General features: G+C 49.8%; 27 protein-coding genes. 6 read left to right on the top strand and 21 right to left on the bottom strand.

The annotated features are described in order from the left end of the window. The 4 genes from ACO6VE_RS21265 to ACO6VE_RS21250 all read right to left on the bottom strand — a co-directional run. Positions 1–2,072, bottom strand: a 2,072-nt coding sequence (locus ACO6VE_RS21265; RefSeq protein WP_422463315.1) for a hypothetical protein, incomplete at its 3' end; no start/stop codon positions are given. Between the two features lie 11 nt (positions 2,073–2,083). Beyond that, entirely contained in the window at positions 2,084–2,473 is a 390-nt protein-coding gene (locus tag ACO6VE_RS21260; protein WP_422463313.1) for a hypothetical protein, read from the bottom strand. 99 nt (positions 2,474–2,572) lie between these two features. Next, positions 2,573–5,575, bottom strand: a complete 3,003-nt coding sequence (locus tag ACO6VE_RS21255) for a tape measure protein (RefSeq protein ID WP_422463311.1) — start codon at positions 5,573–5,575, stop codon at positions 2,573–2,575. Positions 5,576–5,646: 71 nt separating this feature from the next. Then, positions 5,647–6,390 carry a hypothetical protein gene (locus ACO6VE_RS21250; protein WP_422463309.1) on the bottom strand — a complete coding sequence of 248 codons (744 nt, stop codon included), beginning with the start codon at positions 6,388–6,390 and terminating at the stop codon, positions 5,647–5,649. Positions 6,391–6,425: 35 nt separating this feature from the next. Here ACO6VE_RS21250 and ACO6VE_RS21245 point away from each other — a divergent pair, with 35 nt between their 5' ends. Beyond that, positions 6,426–6,824, top strand: a complete 399-nt coding sequence (locus tag ACO6VE_RS21245) for a DUF2237 family protein (RefSeq protein WP_241693514.1) — start codon at positions 6,426–6,428, stop codon at positions 6,822–6,824. Here ACO6VE_RS21245 and ACO6VE_RS21240 read toward each other — a convergent pair. The 9 genes from ACO6VE_RS21240 to ACO6VE_RS21200 all read right to left on the bottom strand — a co-directional run bounded on the left by ACO6VE_RS21240 (position 6,821) and on the right by ACO6VE_RS21200 (position 14,132). Next, positions 6,821–7,243 (bottom strand): phage tail terminator family protein, encoded by a 423-nt coding sequence (locus ACO6VE_RS21240; protein WP_269674013.1) that lies wholly within the window; start codon positions 7,241–7,243, stop codon positions 6,821–6,823. The two genes, ACO6VE_RS21245 and ACO6VE_RS21240, sit on opposite strands and share 4 nt — an antisense overlap. Continuing rightward, positions 7,209–7,814 carry a hypothetical protein gene (locus ACO6VE_RS21235; protein ID WP_422463307.1) on the bottom strand — a complete coding sequence of 202 codons (606 nt, stop codon included), beginning with the start codon at positions 7,812–7,814 and terminating at the stop codon, positions 7,209–7,211. Before ACO6VE_RS21235 ends, ACO6VE_RS21240 begins: the two co-directional genes overlap by 35 nt. After that, positions 7,804–8,097 carry a head-tail joining protein gene (locus tag ACO6VE_RS21230; protein WP_422463305.1) on the bottom strand — a complete coding sequence of 98 codons (294 nt, stop codon included), beginning with the start codon at positions 8,095–8,097 and terminating at the stop codon, positions 7,804–7,806. Before ACO6VE_RS21230 ends, ACO6VE_RS21235 begins: the two co-directional genes overlap by 11 nt. 24 nt (positions 8,098–8,121) lie before the next feature. Next, entirely contained in the window at positions 8,122–9,111 is a 990-nt protein-coding gene (locus ACO6VE_RS21225; RefSeq protein ID WP_422463303.1) for a major capsid protein, read from the bottom strand. A 64-nt stretch (positions 9,112–9,175) separates the two neighbouring features. Then, on the bottom strand, positions 9,176–9,547 hold the full coding sequence (locus ACO6VE_RS21220; protein ID WP_422463301.1) for a head decoration protein: 372 nt from the start codon (positions 9,545–9,547) through the stop codon (positions 9,176–9,178). A gap of 41 nt (positions 9,548–9,588) precedes the next feature. Further along, entirely contained in the window at positions 9,589–10,599 is a 1,011-nt protein-coding gene (locus ACO6VE_RS21215) for a head maturation protease, ClpP-related (protein ID WP_422463299.1), read from the bottom strand. Further along, complete coding sequence (locus ACO6VE_RS21210; RefSeq protein WP_422463297.1) at positions 10,589–12,058, bottom strand: phage portal protein; 1,470 nt, start codon at positions 12,056–12,058, stop codon at positions 10,589–10,591. Before ACO6VE_RS21210 ends, ACO6VE_RS21215 begins: the two co-directional genes overlap by 11 nt. A 2-nt stretch (positions 12,059–12,060) precedes the next feature. Further along, a complete protein-coding gene (locus ACO6VE_RS21205) occupies positions 12,061–12,261 on the bottom strand; it encodes a phage head-tail joining protein (protein WP_422445460.1) in 201 nt (66 codons plus the stop codon). A 5-nt stretch (positions 12,262–12,266) separates the two neighbouring features. After that, entirely contained in the window at positions 12,267–14,132 is a 1,866-nt protein-coding gene (locus tag ACO6VE_RS21200; RefSeq protein WP_422463295.1) for a phage terminase large subunit family protein, read from the bottom strand. Positions 14,133–14,206: 74 nt separating this feature from the next. Between ACO6VE_RS21200 and ACO6VE_RS21195 the strand changes: the two genes are divergently transcribed. After that, positions 14,207–14,461 carry a type II toxin-antitoxin system Phd/YefM family antitoxin gene (locus tag ACO6VE_RS21195; protein ID WP_163373296.1) on the top strand — a complete coding sequence of 85 codons (255 nt, stop codon included), beginning with the start codon at positions 14,207–14,209 and terminating at the stop codon, positions 14,459–14,461. Further along, the gene (locus ACO6VE_RS21190; RefSeq protein ID WP_422445465.1) at positions 14,451–14,738 is read left to right on the top strand and encodes a type II toxin-antitoxin system RelE family toxin; all 288 of its coding nucleotides are present in this window, start codon (positions 14,451–14,453) and stop codon (positions 14,736–14,738) included. The genes ACO6VE_RS21195 and ACO6VE_RS21190 overlap by 11 nt, the downstream gene beginning before the upstream one ends. Here the strand turns inward: ACO6VE_RS21190 and ACO6VE_RS21185 are convergent. Then, positions 14,730–15,206 carry a hypothetical protein gene (locus ACO6VE_RS21185; protein ID WP_422445467.1) on the bottom strand — a complete coding sequence of 159 codons (477 nt, stop codon included), beginning with the start codon at positions 15,204–15,206 and terminating at the stop codon, positions 14,730–14,732. The two genes, ACO6VE_RS21190 and ACO6VE_RS21185, sit on opposite strands and share 9 nt — an antisense overlap. A gap of 125 nt (positions 15,207–15,331) precedes the next feature. Here ACO6VE_RS21185 and ACO6VE_RS21180 point away from each other — a divergent pair, with 125 nt between their 5' ends. The 3 genes from ACO6VE_RS21180 (at position 15,332) to ACO6VE_RS21170 (ending at position 16,774) form a co-directional block, all read left to right on the top strand. After that, positions 15,332–15,685: a DUF3768 domain-containing protein gene (locus ACO6VE_RS21180; protein WP_422445469.1), complete on the top strand. Its 354-nt coding sequence runs from the start codon at positions 15,332–15,334 to the stop codon at positions 15,683–15,685. Between the two features lie 18 nt (positions 15,686–15,703). Then, positions 15,704–16,099 (top strand): hypothetical protein, encoded by a 396-nt coding sequence (locus ACO6VE_RS21175; RefSeq protein WP_422463293.1) that lies wholly within the window; start codon positions 15,704–15,706, stop codon positions 16,097–16,099. A 360-nt stretch (positions 16,100–16,459) separates the two neighbouring features. Further along, positions 16,460–16,774 carry a hypothetical protein gene (locus tag ACO6VE_RS21170; RefSeq protein ID WP_422445473.1) on the top strand — a complete coding sequence of 105 codons (315 nt, stop codon included), beginning with the start codon at positions 16,460–16,462 and terminating at the stop codon, positions 16,772–16,774. Between the two features lie 193 nt (positions 16,775–16,967). Here the strand turns inward: ACO6VE_RS21170 and ACO6VE_RS21165 are convergent, their stop codons facing one another. The 7 genes from ACO6VE_RS21165 to ACO6VE_RS21135 all read right to left on the bottom strand — a co-directional run bounded on the left by ACO6VE_RS21165 (position 16,968) and on the right by ACO6VE_RS21135 (position 21,803). After that, the gene (locus tag ACO6VE_RS21165) at positions 16,968–18,035 is read right to left on the bottom strand and encodes a GNAT family N-acetyltransferase (protein ID WP_422445475.1); all 1,068 of its coding nucleotides are present in this window, start codon (positions 18,033–18,035) and stop codon (positions 16,968–16,970) included. After that, positions 18,014–18,574: a ParB/Srx family N-terminal domain-containing protein gene (locus ACO6VE_RS21160; protein WP_163372652.1), complete on the bottom strand. Its 561-nt coding sequence runs from the start codon at positions 18,572–18,574 to the stop codon at positions 18,014–18,016. The genes ACO6VE_RS21165 and ACO6VE_RS21160 overlap by 22 nt, the downstream gene beginning before the upstream one ends. A gap of 2 nt (positions 18,575–18,576) precedes the next feature. Further along, complete coding sequence (locus ACO6VE_RS21155; protein ID WP_422445479.1) at positions 18,577–18,945, bottom strand: 3TM-type holin; 369 nt, start codon at positions 18,943–18,945, stop codon at positions 18,577–18,579. Then, complete coding sequence (locus ACO6VE_RS21150) at positions 18,942–19,367, bottom strand: N-acetylmuramoyl-L-alanine amidase (RefSeq protein WP_422445481.1); 426 nt, start codon at positions 19,365–19,367, stop codon at positions 18,942–18,944. The genes ACO6VE_RS21155 and ACO6VE_RS21150 overlap by 4 nt, the downstream gene beginning before the upstream one ends. Before the next feature lie 4 nt (positions 19,368–19,371). Further along, positions 19,372–19,647, bottom strand: coding sequence for a hypothetical protein (locus tag ACO6VE_RS21145; protein ID WP_101746105.1), 276 nt, complete (start codon positions 19,645–19,647; stop codon positions 19,372–19,374). A 130-nt stretch (positions 19,648–19,777) separates the two neighbouring features. Next, positions 19,778–21,151 carry a hypothetical protein gene (locus ACO6VE_RS21140; protein WP_422445483.1) on the bottom strand — a complete coding sequence of 458 codons (1,374 nt, stop codon included), beginning with the start codon at positions 21,149–21,151 and terminating at the stop codon, positions 19,778–19,780. An 88-nt stretch (positions 21,152–21,239) separates the two neighbouring features. Next, positions 21,240–21,803, bottom strand: coding sequence for a bacteriophage antitermination protein Q (locus ACO6VE_RS21135; RefSeq protein ID WP_422445485.1), 564 nt, complete (start codon positions 21,801–21,803; stop codon positions 21,240–21,242). Between the last annotated feature and the right edge of the window lie 296 nt (positions 21,804–22,099).

Raw genomic sequence — 22,099 nt, 5'->3', positions numbered from 1 at the left:
TGTGCAATGGCCGTAATGGTATTGCCAGTAAAGGTTTGAACTTTGGGTACATTGGTGACCTCAACCTCCCTGATACGACCATTGCCACCATGAGTTCTTACCCGCCATTCTGGATAGTTGTAATTCTCCAATGCCAGAATAGTGAACGCCCCGGTCTGGTAATCAATGCTGCCGGTTACTCCCCGCCAGCCACCCGATGTATCATCGCTGATCTGTTTGGCAACGTTTCTGGTGGACTGATAGGTTGTCCAATCATCTTCAAGTCTTGCACCGTTGGGTACATTGGACAGCTGCTTAACCAGAAATTGCAGCTGGATAGAACCGGGCAATAAAGGCGCTCCGGGTATGGTGCCGCTCATTACGCCAAGATCATCCACCGTAACAATGACCTCGCCACCAGCACTGGTGCCTTCTTCATAAGTCAGCTGTATTTCGGTTCCGCTATCAGGCAGGTTGTCCAGCTTAAAACTCAGCTCGCCGGGAGCGTAATGAATAGCGCCGCTGCCATCACCCGTCAGCAGGCCGTTACCCTGATCGGTCAGGGTTTTATTTCCCCCGGATGAAATATACGTCACCGTCATGGAACCGGGCTTGATACCGGGCTTCTGAACAGTATGCCGGAAGGTCATATCATCCACCGGCACCGAGCCGGTTCTGATCGTCACCTCATCATCATTTTGTGCCACATAGCTGAGAACAATGGCACTGTCTGGATCGGGCAAAGCATCGAGGGTGATTGCCGCCGAGCCGGTTGCAAAGAGGATGGTGCCAGTTCCAGAACCAATCATCTGCCCATTACCGGAATCCCGGATGTCCTGCCATTTGCCGAGGGCGATATAGCTGACCACCAGCGTCCCCGGCCTTGGCTTGGCCTCGGCCATGTTCAGGGTGTAGTTGAAGCCCCGGTTCTGGTTTGTGATTGGGATAGCACCACTGATCGCAGAGCCCGTAATCCCCACCGCTGGCTGATACGTCGCATTACCGGAGGCCGAAAGAACTCCGCTTACTCGCCAGACGTTTACTTCCCCAAGGTCATAATCCACGGTCAGCTTGCTGTAATTATTGGTGCCGCTTTTATGGATCAGATTGCCTGTGCCGTTATCTTCAAAGGTGCCGCCATCCACCGAAAGGGTCAGGGTTCCGGGCAAAACGCCCCGCTGCAGATAGGTGCGGCTCTGGGTGCCAGTGATATGAACAAAGCGACAGCTGACTGATCGATTACTGGCCGAAGTTGCCACCATGGTTTTGCCGGTATAGCCGCCATATTGATCCAGTAATGGGCTTTCGACCTTGGCACTCGGCACCAGAGGCGCATAAACGCTCTCAGCCTTTACCGTAAGGTCACCTGCGGTAATGTTGGCACTCATAGACTGGATGCCATAGTAACGGCTGGTATCGGCTATCTGCGTTTCCTGAATGCGGCTGGTTGCCTCCTCCGGCTCGCCGGGAACGGGAGATGCCCCGATAAATTTCGTCACCAAAGGTGCGCTAATCTGCATCTCCACCTTTCGCCGGGTAAAATCGATATACTCCGCTCCAGTGAAATAGGTAAAAATCTCATTGGAATAATCAACGGCAGTAATACGGATGAACTGGCTGACTGTCTCATCTGGCGTTGTCAGCTTATAGACCTCGCCAATTTCAGGAACCGCCGATTCCTCCCGCTGATAGCCGACAACGGATCGCTGCCCTTCCAGCTGATCACCCACCAGCTCCCATGATGCCTTAATGCCCGGAACCACATAGCTCTCGATCCGGTCTCTGGCATCGAGGCGCTCGTCAGTTTGGCTATCGGTATTGAATAACAAGACAGAAACATTCTGATCCTTGGGAGGCTCAGTCAGGATCAAATGGCCACCAAGGTAAATGTCATTGTTGTCTGTGCTGATCCCGATAAACGCCTTCCGCAAAGCCACATCACCAATGGTTCGGTCAATCCGGGAAATGTCCTGAAAGAGATTGTTAACGTTGCCATTGATCACTTCACTACCAGTCACCCGACCACCGCCATCCTCTTCGTCCGTCAGACGCTGGCTTTCAAAAAGTTTCACGTCATCATTTGTAATTGCCATATCAAATCCTTTTAAACAGGCTCAACTGTCAGCAAGCGGAGGGTTAAAAAATAGAAGTCATCGTCAGTAGGATAGGCTGCGGTCATCACCTGCTCGGCCTCGACGGGAGCACCACTGCTGCGATCAAAAATAACGGTAAAGGTACGGTTGTCAGGAAGGGTAAGGCCAAAGGTTAAGCCAGCCGACTTTGAAAGCGCCAGAAGTGATTTTACCGTTTGCCGGGTTACCCACCCAGCTTCACCATTACCTGAGAGCGTAATTGGCCTGCCCTGCTTTAACTGCCCTTCCTGAACGAGTAAAGCGCCAGTAAGGCTCCGCTCGGTTGATTGTTCGACCGGGTTCCAGCGAAACTCATCAATCCAGAGCAAATCATCAGGCAGTGCTATTGTGTCCAGCTGCATGATCTCATCCCTTAAACTATATATTCATCATCCAGCAGCACATCGCTGTCCGTTTCTATCCATACTTTTGCACCGTAAGGTTCACATGAATCCGTTTCTTCATACCGTCTTCATCCCTGCCGCTTGCAGTGCATTGAGTAGTGCAGACTCGTCGCCTGAATCGACCCCGACATTTACACTGCCACCCGGATATTCCAGTCTGATAGTCCTTTGTGGAGTTTGCCTTGCAGGTTCAAGTAATGATGATCCTGGCGACTGCTGACTTGTTTGTCGGGCAGCGCTCTGCTGGTCTTCCCGCCTCTGCTTTATCTGCTCCTGATAAATGGCATCACTGACCCGGATCGCTTCGGTTAAATTCTTAACCGCCTCTGTATTGCCAGAATCCTTCGCCGCCGAACGCTGCTCCTTCAATTCGTCCTGCTGGCTTTCATAGCGCCGCCTGTCAATATCCGCCTGCCTGCCTTGCAGCCGATCCAGCTCGTCCTGCAGGGAGCTCAAGGTATCCCGAGAGGTCTCCCCCAAGGATTGCATGCTTTCCTTTGCCTGCTCAATCTGGTCGTTCAAACGGCTCAGGTCAGATTCATTCAGCAACTTCATGGTGCCTGCTGCATCCTTGCCTTGCCGAGCAAAGGATGCTGCCGAAATATCGCCCTGCTCGTAGCTTTGAATCAATTCCTCCAGCGCAATTTTCTGTTCCAGAAATTGTTGTTTTACATAAGCCGCATCAATAGATGTTTCATTAAACCAACGGCCAATACCTGTCGGGTCAAAGCTATTGGCAGCGCTTTGCAAATCACCAATCCGCTGCCTTGTTTCTGCCAGCTCAGCTTGAAGCTCCGCAATACTGCCGGTGGCCTCATCCGTATTTACGCTGCCAATGCCCTGCTGCATGGCGATAAAGGAATCATGCGCCGCCGCACTCATACCCTGAAGCTCAGCAGTTATAGCGTTGTAATGGCCAGCCATCACCCCTGCGATAGACTGAGCACTTTCAAAGGATTGAGCTTGCTTGTCCCCGGCCTCCTCTGCCGCATCGCCAGTACCTTCAATGCTGTCAGAAGTATTGTCTGCCTCGGCCTTCAGCTCTGCCAGCTTACGACGACTGGCTTCTGTAGCCTCGTAATACTCCTCTGCTGACAAAGTGCCTAACGAGAAGGCTTCAGCCAGTGCAACGCCAAGGCTGGCCAGCTCAGTCCGGGTTTCCGATGCATTAACCTGACTGATGGCATCCGAAGCATCCTCAAAGTGACTTTTAACCGCCTCGGCAGTATCAGCCGCCGATTCCTCTACCTTCTTTTGACCATCAACTATTTCATCTGCGAAATTTTGCCAGAGCAATTTCTGGCTCTTGGTCATGGCCTTGGCTGATTCTTCCGCAGTCTTAACCGCTGCTTTACTTTCATCGGCAAAGCCGTTGTATACGCCGCTCAGCGCATCCCGGACATCCTTGGCATCCTCAACCGTCTGTTTGGCAAACTCCTTGGTCAGGCCGCCGAGAAAGTCTGTGGTGCCCTTCAGCTTTTCTGCAATGCCATCAAAGCCCAAGGCATCCGCTGCTTCCTGCCATACCCTGACAATGCCGTACATTAACCCGGTATAGACTGTGGCAAAGCCCTTAACAGTTGCAGTGAAGGCATTGAAAAAGCCCTTTACTGTGGAGCTGGTAAAATCGAAAGCAGTCCGCAGCGCAGCCATCACTTCGGTAATGGAGGCGAAGCCAGATTTAATACTGGTAACAAAGCCATCGATGGATGCACCAGCAAAGGCATGCTTAATGGTTTCCCCCATGGCAACGAAGGCATCGCTGATCCGTTTGGCCAGCTCAGTCAGCTGACCATTGCCATTCATCCGCTCAATTTCGGCAGCGATACCAGCCAAGGTGTCTTTGGCGTAATCCAGTGCCCCGCTCTTGGCTACCTCCACTGCAAACTGCTGCCAGCTGTCCTTCAGGTTACTGACATAACCCGACAGCAGACTCATGTTCTTGGCCGCAGCGCCCTCGGAAGATCGTCCGATTTCGAGAATCAGCTCCCGCATAACATCCCGGCCAATCTGGCCTGCCGAGGATAGTTTTTGCAGTTCCTGAACGTTTTTTCCGGTTACCTTCTGGAGCAAATCCCACACCGGGATGCCCCGCTCAACCATCTGCAGAATCTCTTCGCCCTGCAGCTTTTGCTTCGCCCATGCCTGACCGACTGCTAAGGAGATGCCGTTTAAGCGATCCATGCCGCCGCCAAGCTTGGATGCCTGATCCACCAGCGCCTGCATGGTGCCATCCATAGGATCAAGGCCGAAGGCTTTCAGCCGAACGAAGGCCTCCGATACTTCTTCCAGTTGATAGGGCGTATTCCGGGTAAAATCTTTAATCCACCGGGTGGCTTGCTGGGCACTTTCAGCCGAACCGGTAACTGCCTCCATCTGCACGGCCAAACGCTCAAACTGGTCGCCTGTGTTAAGCACTCCCTGAATACTTCGGCTTAAGGCATAAAACCCGGTGGTGGCTGCTGCCAGACCAAGAAAACGCCGGGTCAGCTTGCCAACCGATGTGCTTGCTGATTCGGCATCCCTGGTAGTCTTTTTCAGGTTGCTGTTACGCAAGGATCTGGCTGTCTGCCTGATGCTTTCATCCGCCCGCTTGAATGCTGTCCGGGTGTCGTTCAGCTGCTGCTCAAGCCTGGCCTGCTGCTGCTTCAGGTTTTTGGTCGATAATCCAGCAGAGGACATTGAGCCCCGAAGCTTGGCCAGCGTCTCCCGTTGGCGGTTATATTCGGTATTGGTCTTCTTAACGTCTTTGCGGGCTTTTGCCATGGCCGCTTGCATAGCCTTGGTAGGCTTGTCGGTCTTGCCCATTTCCCGGCCAAGCCTGGCGACCTTATCTTCAGCCTCACGGAATGCACGACTGGCATCGTGGGTTTCCTTGGCCTGCTTTTTAAAAGACGAAAGGAGCTTATTCTGGTTTTCCAGTTCCTCTAATTGGCCTTTCAGCTTATTCGCCTCTTGCCGGAAGGCATCTAGGGAAGCAGAGGATTTTTTAACATCCCTGGACAGTAAATCCTTGGCTTTCAGGACTAAGCGAATTGCGGATTGTTTGATATTGGCCATAGTCTTTTATCAAAAAAAGCCCCTGCTCTTTTTAGGAGTCAGGGGCTGAATGGAAGGAAGCAAACGGTGGGTTACTGCGCCAGGTCAATCTGCATAAAGGTACTCAGGCCAGAGCCCTCAATGGTACTGTCTGCCAGTACATCCAGTTCCAGTGCAATAGCGGCAAAGTCGTCCGAAATAAAATCAAGGTTCTGGACAGGGGAGAACTTTACCCGATGCACCCGGATATTAAACGGCTTGCCATCCTGCGCATCGTTGAGCCCTTCCATAAACAGGACAAACTCTTTGCCCGATTCAATCAGGGCCTGAACCATATTGGTGGCCAGTGGGGTATAGCTCACTTTCACCCCCAGGTTATCAATGCCACCACCGCCAATGACCTTGATACCGGACTTGGTCAATTCATAATCATCCCCGCCAGTCAGGACGGTATCCAGACTGTCTTTAACCGTAACCGACTGCGACAGATCGGGAAGCTTGTCAAACGGGATAAGCTCGTCAGCAACGCCAAAGCTGGTATGAAGTTCATCTGTGACCACTGTCGTTGAACCGACTGCCACAGAACCACGCAAGGCCATTGACAGGTTGGCAGCGGTAAAGTCGTGTGCGATCAGGCTGGCCGAGATAGAGGATATCCGACTGATGGTATTGCGGTTACCACCGCCGCCGAGATAGTTTTTCAGCTCTTTTTTATCTTCCTCGAAACTGAATTGAAACTGGCTGACATTGCCAACCGGCAGCAGGGGAGCGGAATCATCAGCAGGTTTGATGTAGATGCTTCCGGCACCGATAAAGCTACGGTCCATCGTAGACATGGCTTTTCTCCTATCCTGTAGGTCATGGGTTAATCATGGGAGGGTTTCACATGGTAGAACTGGTGTTTGAACAGCCCAATGTGCTCGGTACTGAGTTAGAAGCCTGCTGCCAGAGTCCGGTGACGGGCTTCTTTCGGGATGGGTTTTGCCATACCTGTCTGGAAGATTCCGGCAGTCATACGGTCTGCGCCCGAATGACCGATGAGTTCCTGCAATTTTCCCTGTCCAAAGGCAATGATCTCATTACACCTAATCCGGAGCTTGGCTTTCCTGGTCTGAAAGCCGGTGATCGCTGGTGCCTGTGTGCAGCCCGTTGGGCAGAGGCTCATGAGGCAGGTGTCGCCCCGCCCGTTTATCTGAATGCAACCAATAGGGCGGCACTGGAAATCGTTGAGCTGGCAACGCTAAAACAGCTGGCTGCTGATGAGCCTTAAAGTACGACCTCGATGCTCACTTGCAGGTCTGCAAACGACAGATGGGCATTGCTTGGCGCAATATCAAACTGGGTTTCACTGAATTGGATATTTCGGGCTTCTGGAGTGAAGCGTTGGCCGGTAGTGAATAGCTCACGAATGGAACGGGTTAAATCCAGCAGCGTGTATGTAGTGTCTTTGTTGGTTTTGGCCACGGCACTGATATTGAACGCCATCCGGTATTTTGCCCGTTGTCCCTGACGCTGTTCTTCATTAATGGATTCCAGCTGCACCAGGATGGCCGGAAGGTCTAAATCCTGTTCCTGGCCGGTGGCTGAATAACCCAGCAGAGTATGTTCAGAAACCTGTTTCAGCTGTTCCAGCAGGCTCTCAATAATCTGTCGTTCAGGGTTCGATGTTGAAGGCGATCTTGAAAGCATAGTTGAGTTCTTGATGGAGCAGTTCAGTAAACCGGTTTACCAGTAGAGGGCTGATTTTTGCCAGTGAGGTTTCAGCTTCCCTATCGATCCGGACGGTTTTCTTTTCCAGCGGCAAGCCCATCCACATCCACCGGCCTGAGCGTTTGGACTGCTGGTAACGGTGTTGCCAGTTATCCTTTCGCTCAAAGATCAGTTCCCGGGAAGCATTGACCGGCTGCATCAAAAAACTGTTTTCCCAAAAACTGTGACTGCCTACCCGAACACCTCGCCGGGTTTGTCTTGGGTTACCCAGACGATGAGCACCCACTTCATTAATGCCAACCCAGATGGTCAGGTAACGCTCTTTTCTACCGTAGCTTTTGTTAAGCCTTACCTTGATCCGGTTCAGTTTCTTCAGAAGTTTTTGCGATACTTTCATGCGTCGGGACATATCACGCAGCACTTGCCGTTCAGCCCAACGGCTCAGTTTGGACAGGGTTCTTTGAATGGCTTGTTCTGTTTTTTCCGGGGACTGTTTGAACAGGGCGGTGAGTTCTTCAATATCGCCGCTGACTTCCTGTTCAATGAGCATGGATATTCCATTTGGCTAAATAGCCATCGTCTTTCAGTTTTCGGTCGACCTCATAAACCTGACCATTGGCCAACACGGTATCGCCACGCTTCAGCCGGATAGCACTATCCATAGAGAGAACGGTGACTTCACCCTGAACAGCCTCATACTTGCCAAGCTCTACCAGTTCCCTGCTGATAATGCCCCGGGTTTCCAACGATGACTGATCTGAAAACGTCAGTAAAACCGACTGCCCGAAGGTTGAAAGTATAGTGTGATCTATCACTTTGAAGGCTTCATCCATTTGAGCAGTCTCCTTGCTTGTGGGTTAGCTCATGGTCAGTTTGATTACTGCCCGTGGTCGTAGGTTGATGGGCAGTGGATTCGACTGGGTATGAACAATCACACCCTTCTCAAAATCCATCACCTTCTGCTTGGCATAGCGAGGCAGGCCGATGGTGTTCACCGTTTCCACAAAATCTGCCGGCGCAAACCAGGTCCTGAAGATATCCGCACCGGTTGGGTAGAGATAAGCCTCATTGGCGGCAACAAAGTCATTGCCACCCACTGAGCCCCGGTACTCTTCCCAATCAATATCCGCAAAACGGAACCGGCCCTTGGGATCGGTACGCAAGGCTTCACCGTCCTGCCAACGCTGGTAGGCTTCTTTTACTGACTTGTGGCCGACCAGCCCATCAAAGAAGTTGGAGCCACAAAACGCATGGAGACCGCTGTAAGGCAATGCACCGAGCGCATCATCCACCAGGCGACGGGCTTTGACGCCCTGGGCACGAACGTCAGTGGTCGTGCTGCTGAACTTGAAGTCATGGGTTTGCTGAGTAACACCGAACTCATCAAACAGGTTGTAGAGTATGGTGCTGCCATCGCCATCCAGGATTTCACCTTTGAGGGCACCCATGCGCAGAAATTCCAGCGTCACCTCATGGTTGGCATTCATCTTCTGCAGTCGCTGGTTTACTACCGCCTGTACTCCCTGCATGGCATCCTCACTGCCGAACTGACGGACATTCTGCACTTCTGCTGCAAGAATGGTGCTGTCATGGGGAATATGGGGCACCACAAAGCTGCGCAACTGACGTTTATCGCCAATGGCCTGAGTGGCGGGTGCGCCACGCTCGGTAGAGGGCAGCAAGCGAAGCTCGCCATTGATGCTTTCCACCACGACGGTTGTGGTATTGATACCGCTCTCCTGAAAGAGGCCCAGTTGACCAAGACGACCAGGCTTGTAGTCCATCTTATTGATGGTGGCGGTCAGACTGGTAAGGCTGAACGCATCGTCATTAAAAATATCCAGCATGTTATCGCTCCTTGATAACGGAAGTTTGTTAAGAGTGAGTTACAGAGGTAAAAATCAGGAAGGGTTATTCACTGCGCAGGATAATATCCAGCCCGGCCAGTTGATCTACAGCAGTCGCCTTTTGCTCATCGGTGATCCCGGCAGGCCAGATCAGCAAACTGTCCACCACTTCTGCCAGACGGGCGATAATCACACCGTCACCACCAGAGGCATCGGTCACCTTGCCTGCGTAGAGAATGCCTGCTGCGGTTTCAGTGCCATCAGAAGCACCTGGATCAAGGGGCTTGAATGCTCCGGTAGCCGATTCTTTGCCGACCACGGTGCCAGGCTCCATAATCAGGTTCGCAGCGAATGGCACCTGCTCACGACTGATGCTGTTATTGCCTTCAGACACCAGAAATTCACCGGTATAGACCGATTCCATTTTTACACTCATGGGTAAAGTCCTTTTGGTTGGGGGATATTATTAGACAGGGGTTAAGCGCGGTTACGCCGACTGTAAATTGCCTGCGTATCTATGGCAGAAGTGGTGGGTTTCAGGCCTTGTTGTTTGGGCGTCAGGGCATTGTTGATGGTTTCATCTTCGGAAGTCAGCAATGCCAACAGGCTGTTCTGCACCTCGGATACCGAGCAGTCGTCTTCTATAAAATCCGCTGCCTTATCCGGGAAGTCTGCTGTTTGGCAAAGGTTCTTAATCTGGTCATAGCTGGCGAGTCGAGCCTTGACCTCATCTTCCGACAGTGCCGCTTTAAGAATTGCAGCGGTTTTTTCCGCATAACCAGCCTGACGACAAAGATCAGCAATAGCCACAGAATCAATTTGAGGTTGCGGCTCCATCGTCTGATTCTGTGGCGGAGTTGGCTCTGCCGGTTTTTTAGCTTGCTTGATACGTCCATAGCCATCCGGTGTATTACGGAACATGGAGAGATCAAAGTGGGCAGCGGCCTTCACCGGTTCATCAATCTGATCCACCAGGCCCATGTCCAGCGCTTCTTTGGCGGTGAACCAGGATTCAGACTCCATCAGTGCCTTCATATCCTCAAGGCTCTTGCCGGTTCTGGCGGTGTACGACACAGCAATACTGTCCGCGATCTTATCCATAATATCGGCGGTTTTGCGCATGGCTTCGGCATCACCCTGTGCCCAGCCATAGGGGTTATGGATCATCATCATGGCATTTTCAGCGATGGTGACCGTATCACCAGCCATGGCAATAACACTGGCAATGCTGGCCGCCAGCCCTTCAATGGTGACGTGGATATTGGCTTTATGCAGACGCAGGGCGTTATAGATGGCAATGCCTTCAAACACCATGCCACCCCGGCTGTTCAGGCGGACATTGATCTCTGAGACATCCAGATTACGAATTTGATCCACTACACTTTGTGCCGAAACGCCGTACCAGTCATCAATATCATCAAAGATAAACAGCTCTGGTGTCTGGTTGGCTTCATTTTTAAAGGTGTACCACTGTCGGTTATGACTCATCCCTGTCATCCTTTTCTGGTTGATTGGTAGATTTGCTGTTTTCCGGATCACGGCCATCGCTGTCGTACCTCAGTGAGTGGCTATCTGCCCGGCGATTATCGGCGGCGATTTCACCATCCATCTGCTCGCTGTCATAACCCAATTCGCTGACCACCTCTGAGCGGGACTTGAAGCCTGAGCGCACGGCCATTTTCTGCGCCTGCATATCCTGAACCGGATGCATATAGGGCCAGCCGTGGGCGATCCACTTCACCCGGCGATAGGCTCTTGGGTTATTGGCGTAGTCAGGGATGGCTACCGAACCATTGAGCACCGCCATATCCAGCCAGCGGTTCCAGACCGGCCGACAGAACTGAAAGATGATCTGGTTGTGCTGAATTTGTTGAATGCGACGACGGAACTCATTGATGATCAGGCGCAGTGCCCGGTCACTGACTCCCGCCATATCACCCGACAGTAGTTCATAAGGCAGGCCAATCCCGGCAGCAATGGCCATCAGCTGCTGTTTCATAAAATTGGGATAGTCTGCGGTAGTACCCGGTGGATTATTGAACTCGACCTCTTCACCCGGTGCCAGTTCTTGCATGGTTCCTGGTTCCATGGCCACCATCGGTAAACCACTGTCGCCAAACACCAGCGGCTTGCCGGTCAAAGGATCAATAGGGTCTTGTTCGGGAGAGGGCTTCTTGATAAAGCCGGTAAACAGGTTAGCGATCTCCTGCCGTAATAGAGTGGCATCATCAAATTTATCCAGATGATAGAGTCTGACTAATACCTGAGTCAGTAATGGCTGGCCTCTCAGTTGTCCCGGACGCAGGGATTCAAATATATGCAGAACATTCTCGGCCTTCACCCGCACCAGTCTGGTGCTGTCAAAAGCAAACTCGGCGGGATGCTCCCGGTGAAAGTAATAGGCAACTCGCTTACCCAGCTTGTTAAACTCAATCCCGGCCTTAATCACATGGCCATTATCCAGTGTTTCGTTATAGCTGATGGGGACAAACTCAGATTCCAGCACCTGCAGTTGCAGGGGAACGGATAAACCATCTTCCGGCCTGCGGGGACGAAGCCTGACAAAGCACTCGCCACCTTCAAACATGGCGCGGGTAATCAGCGATTGTTGACCGGTGAAACTCAGCAGACCATCAGTATCCGATTCATCCGACCATTGCAGAAACAGGTTTTGTAGCTGCTCCCGTAAACCATCGTCGTCCACCCGTGACTTGGGCGTAATGCCACGGCCAATCACATTGCTCACCAGCTTTTCCAAACCACTGCTGGCCCAGGGATCATTGCGGATGGCTGCCCGGGAGCGGTTAATCAGTTTGGACAGATCAGCAGTGAGCGCGGTATTTGGGGAAAGCCCTGGTGCATACCAGCTTTTGGTTCGTCGCCCTATACCGGCAGCGGTATAGGCTGAGTTTTTGAAACGACGAAACAGGTTGGTGAGCAATCCCATGCTCAAACTCCCTTCGATGAATAAATACCATACTGCTTCGGACGTTTTTGCTGCTTGACCAGTTCCCGCTCAATGGCCTGCAGCCGCCTTTCCATCTCAGCAAAGCTGCTGTATTCCACCCGGCGGCCTTCAAATTCCACAGTACGGGTCTCACGCAGCAGCACTGCCCGTTTCAGAACCTGGTATTCTGTCTCGGTAATCATGGAAGTTATCTCTGAAGGTAAGAACTGCGGGATGAACGACGGAGTGTTTTTGGCTTGTTGCTGGTTTCTTCTAATTCAGGATCAGGCGTATCTTCTGGTGCTGGTCGGCCTTTGGCGAGTAGCTCCAGATTAATGCCCCGGTGCTGCTGAAGAATACGGATCGCGGCCAGTGAGTATACCCGGCAATCCAGTGCTTCGTTCCGGCGGTTCTTGGCATCCCAGGTAAAGTAAGGGACACCGAGCCGGTATTTCTTGATCTTTTCTTCTGCGGTGGCCTGCTTGAAATAATCTTCATCAAAGCAGTCCTTGATCGGCCAGTGGCAGTAGCCTTGTCCAGGCTCCAATACCCGGTAGCGTTGATAGACCAACTCCTTGGCGGTATCGGTGCCAACCAGCGTCAAATAGATCCCTTTCTTGTTTTTGGTTTTGGGGAAGGTGGCGATAGGTTTGCCAGCCTGAGAGGAACCCTTAACCGGAATCGCCCAATCGGCTCCTTGCTTACGACAGAAGGCATACACTTCATCGGTGTAGTGGCCACCAGAGTCTATGCAGACCTGAGCCACATTTATTTTGGTGCCATCCTGACGGGTGTAGGTTTTATGGAGCATATCGGCCAGAGCATCCCAGATACCTTGTCGGGATAAGTCACCGTATAAACGGACATAATCAATTGACCAGCTTTCCTCACCAGAACCCCAGCCGGTTACTTCAAACTCAAAGCGATCATCCTGGACATCACAACCAACGGTCAGTATCTCCACCCACCACGGCACCTCTGCCAGGTAATGTTCCCGTCGCTGGTAGAGCAAACTATGCTCAACAGTCTCACCTTGTTCCGTCCAAGTCTCGCCAAGAACGGTATTGGTCCAGTCCTTGAACTGTACCGGGTTACTTTTGGCGGCGAGAAAGTCCTCCACTGCATTTTGCCAGCTGTACCAGCCATTAGGGCTATAAAGCGAACTCAGGTGGAATCCAGCGACCTTATTACTCTTTTCAGTTTCAGCCTGCCAATGGCCATTAGTGAGCAGTTTCGGTTTGTCTTTTTCGTAATGCTTATGACCACACTGCACACACTCAAACCGGGTGGTTGCCGGATCATGGTTATCAAAAATGATCTGAGCCCAGACGATTGGTTGGTAGTGTCCGCAGCTATTGCAGGGAACCAGATAGCGTCGTTTATCACTGGCCTCATAAGCCGCTTCAATCTTGCTGGTTTCTGCAATATTGGGTGTGCTGACCATCAGGATTTTGCGGTTACGGCTAAAAGTGGCTGTTCGTTTAATGGCCAGATTGATCGGGCTGCCTTCGCCATCCACATCATCGTCGTAGGCATCCACTTCATCCATAAATAAAAATCGGGCAGGCATCGAGCGCAGGCCTGCTGCTGAATTGGCTCCGGTGAAGATCAGCACACCATTGGGAAACTCCTTGGTCAGCAGGGTATTTCCGCTATCCCGACTTCTTGGATCTTTTACTTTCTCCCGCAGATCCGGCATTTCATCGATCATCGGAGCGATCCGTTGCTTGGAGGTTCGCTTGGCCATATCCAGCGTGGGCAGCACATACATCATCGGACCCGGCGTATGGTCAATCACATAACCAAGCCAGTTATTGCCGCATTCGGTGCCGCCCACCTGGGCACCTTTCATAAACACCACTTGCTCGACAGGCGACGATGGTGACAGACAATCCATGATCTCTTTCAGATACGGTGTGCGGGAAGTTCGCCAACGGCCAGCTTCTTTGGTGGCTTTTGCCGGAAGAATCCGCTTCTGGTCAGCCCACTCGGAAACGGTCAGGCGGGTGTCCGGCCTCAGCCCTTTGAAGAAGCCTTCAAAATATGGGCTTTTGACTGACACGCTATCAACCATTTAAGCAACCTTTGAAGAAACCTAATAATAGGTCTATTATTTGATCTATTAATCAACCGTAAAAGGAGCTAGTTATGGCCTCAGTCCATCCTATTCTCGCTGATGTCAGTGCCGGGATATCCGAACTCAAAAAAAACCCGATGGCCGTTCTGAAAGAAGCCAATGGTGAAACCGTGGCCATCCTGAATCGCAATCAGCCCGTGTTTTATGCAGTGCCAGCCCATGTTTATGAAGCTATGCTCGATGCTCTGGATGACCTGGAACTCGCAGCCATCGTCGAAGAACGCAAAAATGATGAGCGGATTCGGGTAAATATCGATGACCTATAAGTTGGATTTTTCTGCACTGGCGTGGAAAGAATGGCAGAAGCTTAACTCCACGGTCAGAGAGCAGTTCAAGGCCAAGTTGCGTAAACGCTTGGAGAACCCTAAAGTTTCCAAAGATAAACTGTCCGGCCAGAAAGACTGCTACAAAATCAAACTGCGAAATTCGGGCTATCGGTTGGTTTATCAGGTCTTGGACGACGTTGTTGTAGTATTTGTGATCAGTGTCGGTAAACGAGAGCGAAGCGAAGCCTATAAAGCCGCTCAAAAACGACTACGGTAAAGCCATAGCATTAAGTATCGCTTCCAACTCCTCTTGAAGTAGCTCCCCCACTTTTCTTGTGTCATCCTCCGCCGCCAGCACATCCGCCATTCGATCAGGAATAGCCAGCAGTTCATCCCGAACAATCCGCCCCGCTTTGAACGCATCCTGCTTTACCTTGGCGGCATCGGTCAGGGTGCCGCTTTTTTCCTCATACTCCAGCTTGGCCATCTTTGCTTTGAACGCCTCCCGCATAGTGCAGGCAGTGACAAAGTCAACGGCTCCCGGTTGTGTCGGTGCAAGATCGGTGGATTGATCGGAACGGATCAACGTCACCGGGTCACTATTGGCTTTCATGGCCTGCTCAGCCTGCACCAAATCCACCTTGCCATTTTTCAGTTTCACAATGCCCTTTTTGATCAGTTTGGTGACATAGCTCTTGGTAAAGCCCTGCTGTCTGGCAAATTCCGCTTGTGAAATCAGCGCCATGGGAAGTCATACCTACAGCCATCTCATTCAATATGGACATTTGTCTTAAATTTTCTCGAATTATCGTGGCCATCCCCTATAGAGCTACTGCGACAACAAAAAATGAATCAATAAAGGATGTAGTTATGAATGAAATTGCCACGTTAAATGATGCGGTGCGAAAGTCACTGGTGAATCTGGAAGTGAAGAACAGTCTTTCCCTCATCAACTGCCGGTTTGAAATAGTGATGACCGCCAACCTGCAAAACACCATTGAGAACAAAGTCGGTTTGTTGAAAGCCGTTGCCGAGTTTAACCACTTCAATGAGCAGAATGATCCGTATGGTGAACACGACTGTTTCCGCTTCAAGTTTGAAGATGAATGGATCATTGCCATGTTTGATTATTACGCCCCGGATATGGAACACGGTTCGGAAGATGCCTCGGATTTAACCAAAACCATCCGGGTTCTGACCATTATGCTGGCCATCGATTATTAATAACGGAGAAAAACAACCATGAATAATGAAGCACAATTAATCACCCATTACTATTTCTGTACTGGCGTTATTGATGGATTAAGCGACCAGGCCCGCACACCAGCAGAATTATTTGGTGATGGAGAACTGGAGCTGATTCATAACCTTTGCCGTTATAGCCAGATCATCAGCGAGATCGAACATTTCAAAAATGATGAGGAAGGCTTTCCCGGAGTATTTGATTATGAAATCTCTGAAACGCTGGCGGCTCAACTCTGGATTGCCTTGTGTGAGCAGAACCCGGAATTTGAGCCCTGGGATTTCCCGGATGAAAAACAGTTCAGAAAACTGGTAGAGCAGCTGATTGATGACTGGCTTCAGCAGCGCTTTCCCAGAGAATTAACGATTCAGCAATGGCTTGAAAAGCGACAATAACTCAACCGCCAAGGACGGCACTGGTTTGAATAAAAAGTATACCTGCTGCACCATTTTTGAAACTAAATTTTCTTATTAGTTTTCAGCTGGTTAATGCCAAAAAGTATACCAAGGGTATACCTCGTTTTCAGACCTGTCACTAACGCAAATCCGCGCCCCCTCGCACCCGCACTTGTTGAAGGGTTGCAGGGACCCACGTTGTTTGTAATTTGACAGTTTGAAAGCCATTACCTACTGGAAAAATCATCATTAAATCAATCAACTATAAAGGAGTATTAAACCAGAAAAACAGTTGAGATATACGGCAGTTCACCCATAGTTAAAGTGTGACATCAATAAACAACGCAAAGGAGATACATCATGACTACTAATAAAAACACTGCAAAAACCACAGCTAAAAATAATGCAAAAGGAGATAAAACCATGGCTAATAAAAACACTGACAAGAAAAGCAAAAAGTCCGATTCTGAAAAATTTGCTGAACTGGCAAACATCCGTGTACCCAAAGCCCTGCGGGTATTGAAGTCCATCTCATCATTGGCCAACGATGACAAATATGAGTACACCGATGCTCAATCAACTGCCATTATCAGCGCATTGAAATCCGCTGTTGATGACCTGTCCGAATGCTTTAAAAACGGAGGCAAAAAGGAAGAGGAGACATTCCGCATTTAATCCCGGATTCAACCCCTCACAAAGCAGGCAACGATGCCTGCTTTTTTTGAGTTTGATGATTATTCATGCACTATCGGAACATCACCAGGCACCGGTAAATCGTCACCATGCGACGTTTCCAATATTGATCTGTAACCTATTGCAATGATCAAATGACCCGCCAGATCGACGTAGAACCGATCCTGTATGATGCTCAATCCGTACCCACATATTGGAATGAACAGGTCAACCGATCAAATGAATGCTTACTCAGGATCGACTGAGCAGGCATGCCGACCCGTCCAGGTTTGCGGGTCATGATCCATTCATCCGATTTATTCATGGCATGAATCAAGGCTGGCGACGTGGTAACGGTATTCACCTTGTAGCCCTGTTTCCGGTACAACTCGCAGATATAGCAGCGCAACTGAAAGCCAATCCCCAGCCCCTGATAATCGGGCAATACCACCGTTCTGTGCAGTCGCTTCAGCTTCTTATTGCTCGGATGAGGAAAGTGTAAGACGCTGCACCAACCCACCGGCTCACCATTGATCTCGGCAATGTACTTATGGGCTGATCGGTTGTGAACACTGCTCAGATAGTGAAATGGCCTAAATAATGGCCACTCTGACTGGTCGGCTCTGCGGACATCGATACGGATTTCAGGTCGTCGAAGACGCCTCCGTTTGAAGGTATGCTTGTTGCAGTCGTAAACCCAATCCGGTTGTAGCCATTCGACAATATCGTAATGGCAGCTGACCGCAATAAACTGCTTATCCTCCTTGCGGATAAACTTCTGGATAGCGGCACTGCCGATCTTGGCCACCTGCCGATCCACGACAGAGGTAAATTCGTCGTAGATTACCGGCTTATCAGATTCCAGGATCAGCCTGGCAAGTTCTGCCCGCATCTTCTGGCCATTGGAGAGCACAGAAAACGGCTTCAACCAGTCCGGGGGAGAAGAAAACCCTACCTTGCTCAATGATTCCGTAATCTGCTTGGCACTCAGGTCTTCGCTGAAATCGTCCACTACGGAGCGGTCTGACCACTGGTAACCGGAGAATAGTTCAAAGTCCTTGAATACTTCTCTGGCAATGGTCGTCTTGCCAGAACCACTGGCACCAACAATCAGGCCAATATTCCAGGGCTTGTCCTCAATGGGAATATCTACGTCGAACTCTTTCTTCACCGACTGCATATCAATATCAAACATCCCCTTGACCTTCTCAGTGCGAAAGGAAGGCTTGATAGCGGACTCCACTACAAACTTTGAACGCGGCATTTCAGTCCCTTTTGTGTCAGTTCGTCGTAGATTTCCTGCTGATGGGCTTCGTTGTCACACTCCACCAGGATATTGAAAATTTCGGTGTATTCCTCGCCATTGGGTTTCTGTTCGGGTTCAGGGGCAGGATCATCAAAGAGCGTTACCATGAAATCGTCTTTGAAGCCGAGCAGATTCAGATCAAAGTCTTCAGCTTGCAGGGCTTCCACTTCCCGGGATAGTACGTCCATATCCCATGAGCTATTCAGGGCTATGGAATTATCCGCTATGACGTAGGCCTTCTTCTGGGCTTCCGACAGTCCGGCCAAGACAATGCAGGGAACGGTTTTCAGGTTCAATTTCTTTGCTGCCATCAAACGTCCATGGCCAGCAATAATCCCGTTTTCTTCGTCAATCAACACAGGATTGGTAAAGCCAAACTCTTTGATAGACGAACAAATCTGGATAATCTGCTCTTCATCGTGAACCCTGGAATTGTTCACATAAGGGATCAGGTCGCTGACTTTACGATCCACCATTTTGTATTTCTTTGCTGCCATCCTTAGCGCCTTATCTTGTCTGCCACCTTCTCAATGCCCCGGCTGGTAATGTAACCACCAAGGCCAATCTGAACGATGGAGAAGAGTTTAAGCTCCACCGCTTCTGATAAATCCGGTGCTGACCAGCCAAGCCAGCGAGCAACAATCAGGGCAGTAAATACCAGCATTACAATGGGACGCCATGACCGCTGTAACCAACCATCACCCTGAGCTTCTGCCTTGATAACACCGGCACGTTGAGCCAGTTCATCCAGCTCACCTTTGACCGCCATATCCACCAGTTGGTTTTTCGCCTGGGCAGCTTTTTCAGGGTCAGGAATGATGCGCTCAATCACCTTACCCAGTAGAGGAATTGCAGCAGTCCAGCTCATTCGATGGTCTCCAACCAGTGCTCAACCACAAAGTTTGGGCAGGTTTTGTAGGGAGTGAAATAGTAATGACCAACCACTTGAGCCTTTGGATAACGCAGCTGCAGGGATTCAACCAGCATTTCCAGCATCAGCCATTGTTGAGAAGTGAAGTTATCTTCTGGTTTTCCCTGTCGATCAATACCTCCGACCAGACAGATACCAATGGACTCATGGTTATGACCTCGAACATGAGCCCCCTGAACCTGAGCATCTCTGCCATGCTGAATCTTGCCACTTCGCTCAATAATCCAGTGATACCCGATATCTGACCAACCATTGTCTTCCAGATGCCAGCGTCGGATATCGTCTGCAGTGACTTCCTGATCTGCCCGGGTAGCTGAACAATGGATCACGATGTAATTGGTTTCCGTCCTTGGAATCATCGCTTCATTTCCTGAAGAAGAAGGCAACCAGGCCAATCAGTGCAGACACGACCAACCAGCCAAGTCGTTCAATACCGGCCAGCAGAACACCACGAGAACTACCCTGAAGCTCCAAGGCCCTGATCCGGGCTTCCATCTCACTCAGCCTGGAATCCAGCTGATTCATGTTGTCGTTCTGGTGTGAGATGCGTTCTTCAATTCTGGCGAGTTGGGATACTGCCTCGCTCAGTTTGTCCAGCTTCACATCAATGCGATCCAGACGGTCGGAGAGGTCAGTCATGGTGCGTCCTGCACAGGGAGAAAATTAGGGCAATAAAAAACCCCACGCCGCTATTTATGAAGAGCGGGGTGAGGTTTTACATCTTGGAAAATTGTGCCTGATTCAGTAATCATTGGCAAGCAATCTAGAATCAGCCTCTTGGGGTCAGTGTTCCATTCCTGTTCAGGCAGCCCAAAGAGGATGGGAACAGCTCTGTCCTTCTGAGCCACGCTTCATTGCTGTATCCTTGAAGTTGAGCTCGGACCGCGATCTTGACCATTGACTGATTTATGTCGATAACAGGCCCGCAGAAGGTTTCATCACCAATTTGGATATTTGACCTCCAGAGAGCTAGTTGCTTCTGCTCTTTTTGCTGTTGTAATCGCCGTTTTTCAGCAGCAATTTGCCGCTGTTTTTCTTCAGCTGCTAATGTATTTTTCAGCCTTAACCTGGCTTTTGGTACAAGGTCCAACTCATCCAACGTCTGATATTTCTTGATGAATCTATCGATCTGAACAGAGGTGGATGCGAGGTCGTACTCTTTTCTTTGCTGTTTTTTATACGCAGATACAATCCTGTCCTCATGCTGTTCATAGAAAGACTTCTGATCTTTCAAAATGCCTTCGTATTCCTTTTTGAGACGATCAAGCTGTCTGATTTGAAATGCTTCCAAATCTGAGTTGGGTATACCAAAGCCCAAAGTCGCCTCTGCAGATGAAAACTTAAACTCTGGAATCGATTGAACATCCGTATATTGAGCTAAAAACCCTATGTTCTGCTTGGTCTTTTTTTTGATTTCAGCTTCATAAGAAGCTGCTTTGCGATGCATTACTTGCACATACTCATGTGTTTCACGGGCTTTTTGATGAAAGTTATCAAGACTTCCATATTCAGAGTTTATAAGCCCAACTAACACGTTGTTGAACTTTTCATGATTAAATTCTACCCAATTATTTCTTTCTAATGCATCATCAGGATTTATGATTGCATCTGCAGCAATAAAAGGAGCAGCGACAGCACCTGCAAATAGGAAACTATACCCAACAAACGCACCAGCAGCCACTCCAAAGGGGGCCGCAATAGCAGTATTTGCCACATCCTTTGCGGTTATCGGTTTCTTCTCCGCTTCTTTTTTCTGTGCTGCTTTAACCTCTTTAGGAGTATCACCGTAATCACTTTGGAGGAAATTTACATGCAGAAAAAGTTCATTTTTATTCTCCCAACTATCACACTTGCTTTTTGTCAATGTTTTCTGACACGAAAATCTTTTGCTATCAAAAGCAGGCTCCAAACTCGGAATTTTGAACTGCCAAACACCTTCCGTTAATTCATAGGACAATGCATATCTCGAACTATAAAAGAATGGTGATAACTGATACTTACCGTCCTTGTAGGAAAACGAGCCATAAACATCCAGTTTCTCGGTAGACTGTTCTTTAGCAACGGACTGCTTAGTTGGGTTGCTTAAACACCCTGATATTGAAACACTTAATGCAGCGAAAATAAGTACTTTCCAGCTTCTCATTCTTATTCCCTATGATAAATTCTTATTCTCAGTATCCATCAAAATAGTGCCATAGATTTTGTCAACTCTCCACTAAACGACAGAGTAATTACTCGTTGTGTCCACTCTTCACCAAGATAGAAATAAGTGAATTTCTATCCAAGTATTCGTCACAAATCCGCCAATAACCGGCCTGCCACTGCTGAAAATCTCGCTTCCAATTCTGCCTGTGAATCCGGCATTTTTTGATGATCAGGCTTGTTGGATAGAGGTGCTGGCCATTAGTCACATAACTGCGATAATCCAGAACGGTATAGGCCACCACATCCCTGATCCTTTGTTTGGTAGCCTCGCGGTAATCTCGCCCACTTTTCGCCAACTGCTCGGTAACGTCCTGCTCTAACCACTGAAAGAACCTACCCTGTTCAGGCATGAAATGCTCAGTTCTGGGTGCATAAGCCCACTTTGCCCAGGAGCGAAATGGCTCATCAAGCTTTTCCACTGCGGCTATCACCTTGCCAGCTTCCACGGCATTGCAGATCAACAGGTTGTTGTCGAGTTTGCTCGATTGACTACCTGCTCGAAATGCTAAGGGATTAACTTCAAAACCCCTGCTGGTCAGATGAATTGCATAGGCGTCATGAATAGCCTGTCGTGCTGAGTAGAATTTCATACCGATTCTCCATATCGGGCAATGAGCACAGCATCAGCACGACCATTGTCTTTTTTTCGATGAACGTCAGCCTCTGGATAGAGGTCTAACACTTTTCCCCGGGATGCATCCTTGTGAGCTCCCATAAGTCCAGCAGAACGTTTCCAGCGTTGGGGAGTCACATACGTCAGGGGAAAACCCATTAAACTGACAGCGGCTTCTACAGCAGTAATTCCCGCAATAACTAAAATCCCTTTGCTACCAAGGGTTGGAAGCTTGCGGGACAATTTCAGCTACGCAGTCTAGAATAGAGGATA

This window comes from Endozoicomonas sp. ALB115 (assembly GCF_049310245.1).
In the GTDB taxonomy this organism is placed as follows: Bacteria; Pseudomonadota; Gammaproteobacteria; order Pseudomonadales; family Endozoicomonadaceae; genus Endozoicomonas.
The sequence above is the reverse complement of the archived record's forward strand: the minus strand, read 5'-3'. Positions and strand labels throughout refer to the sequence as shown.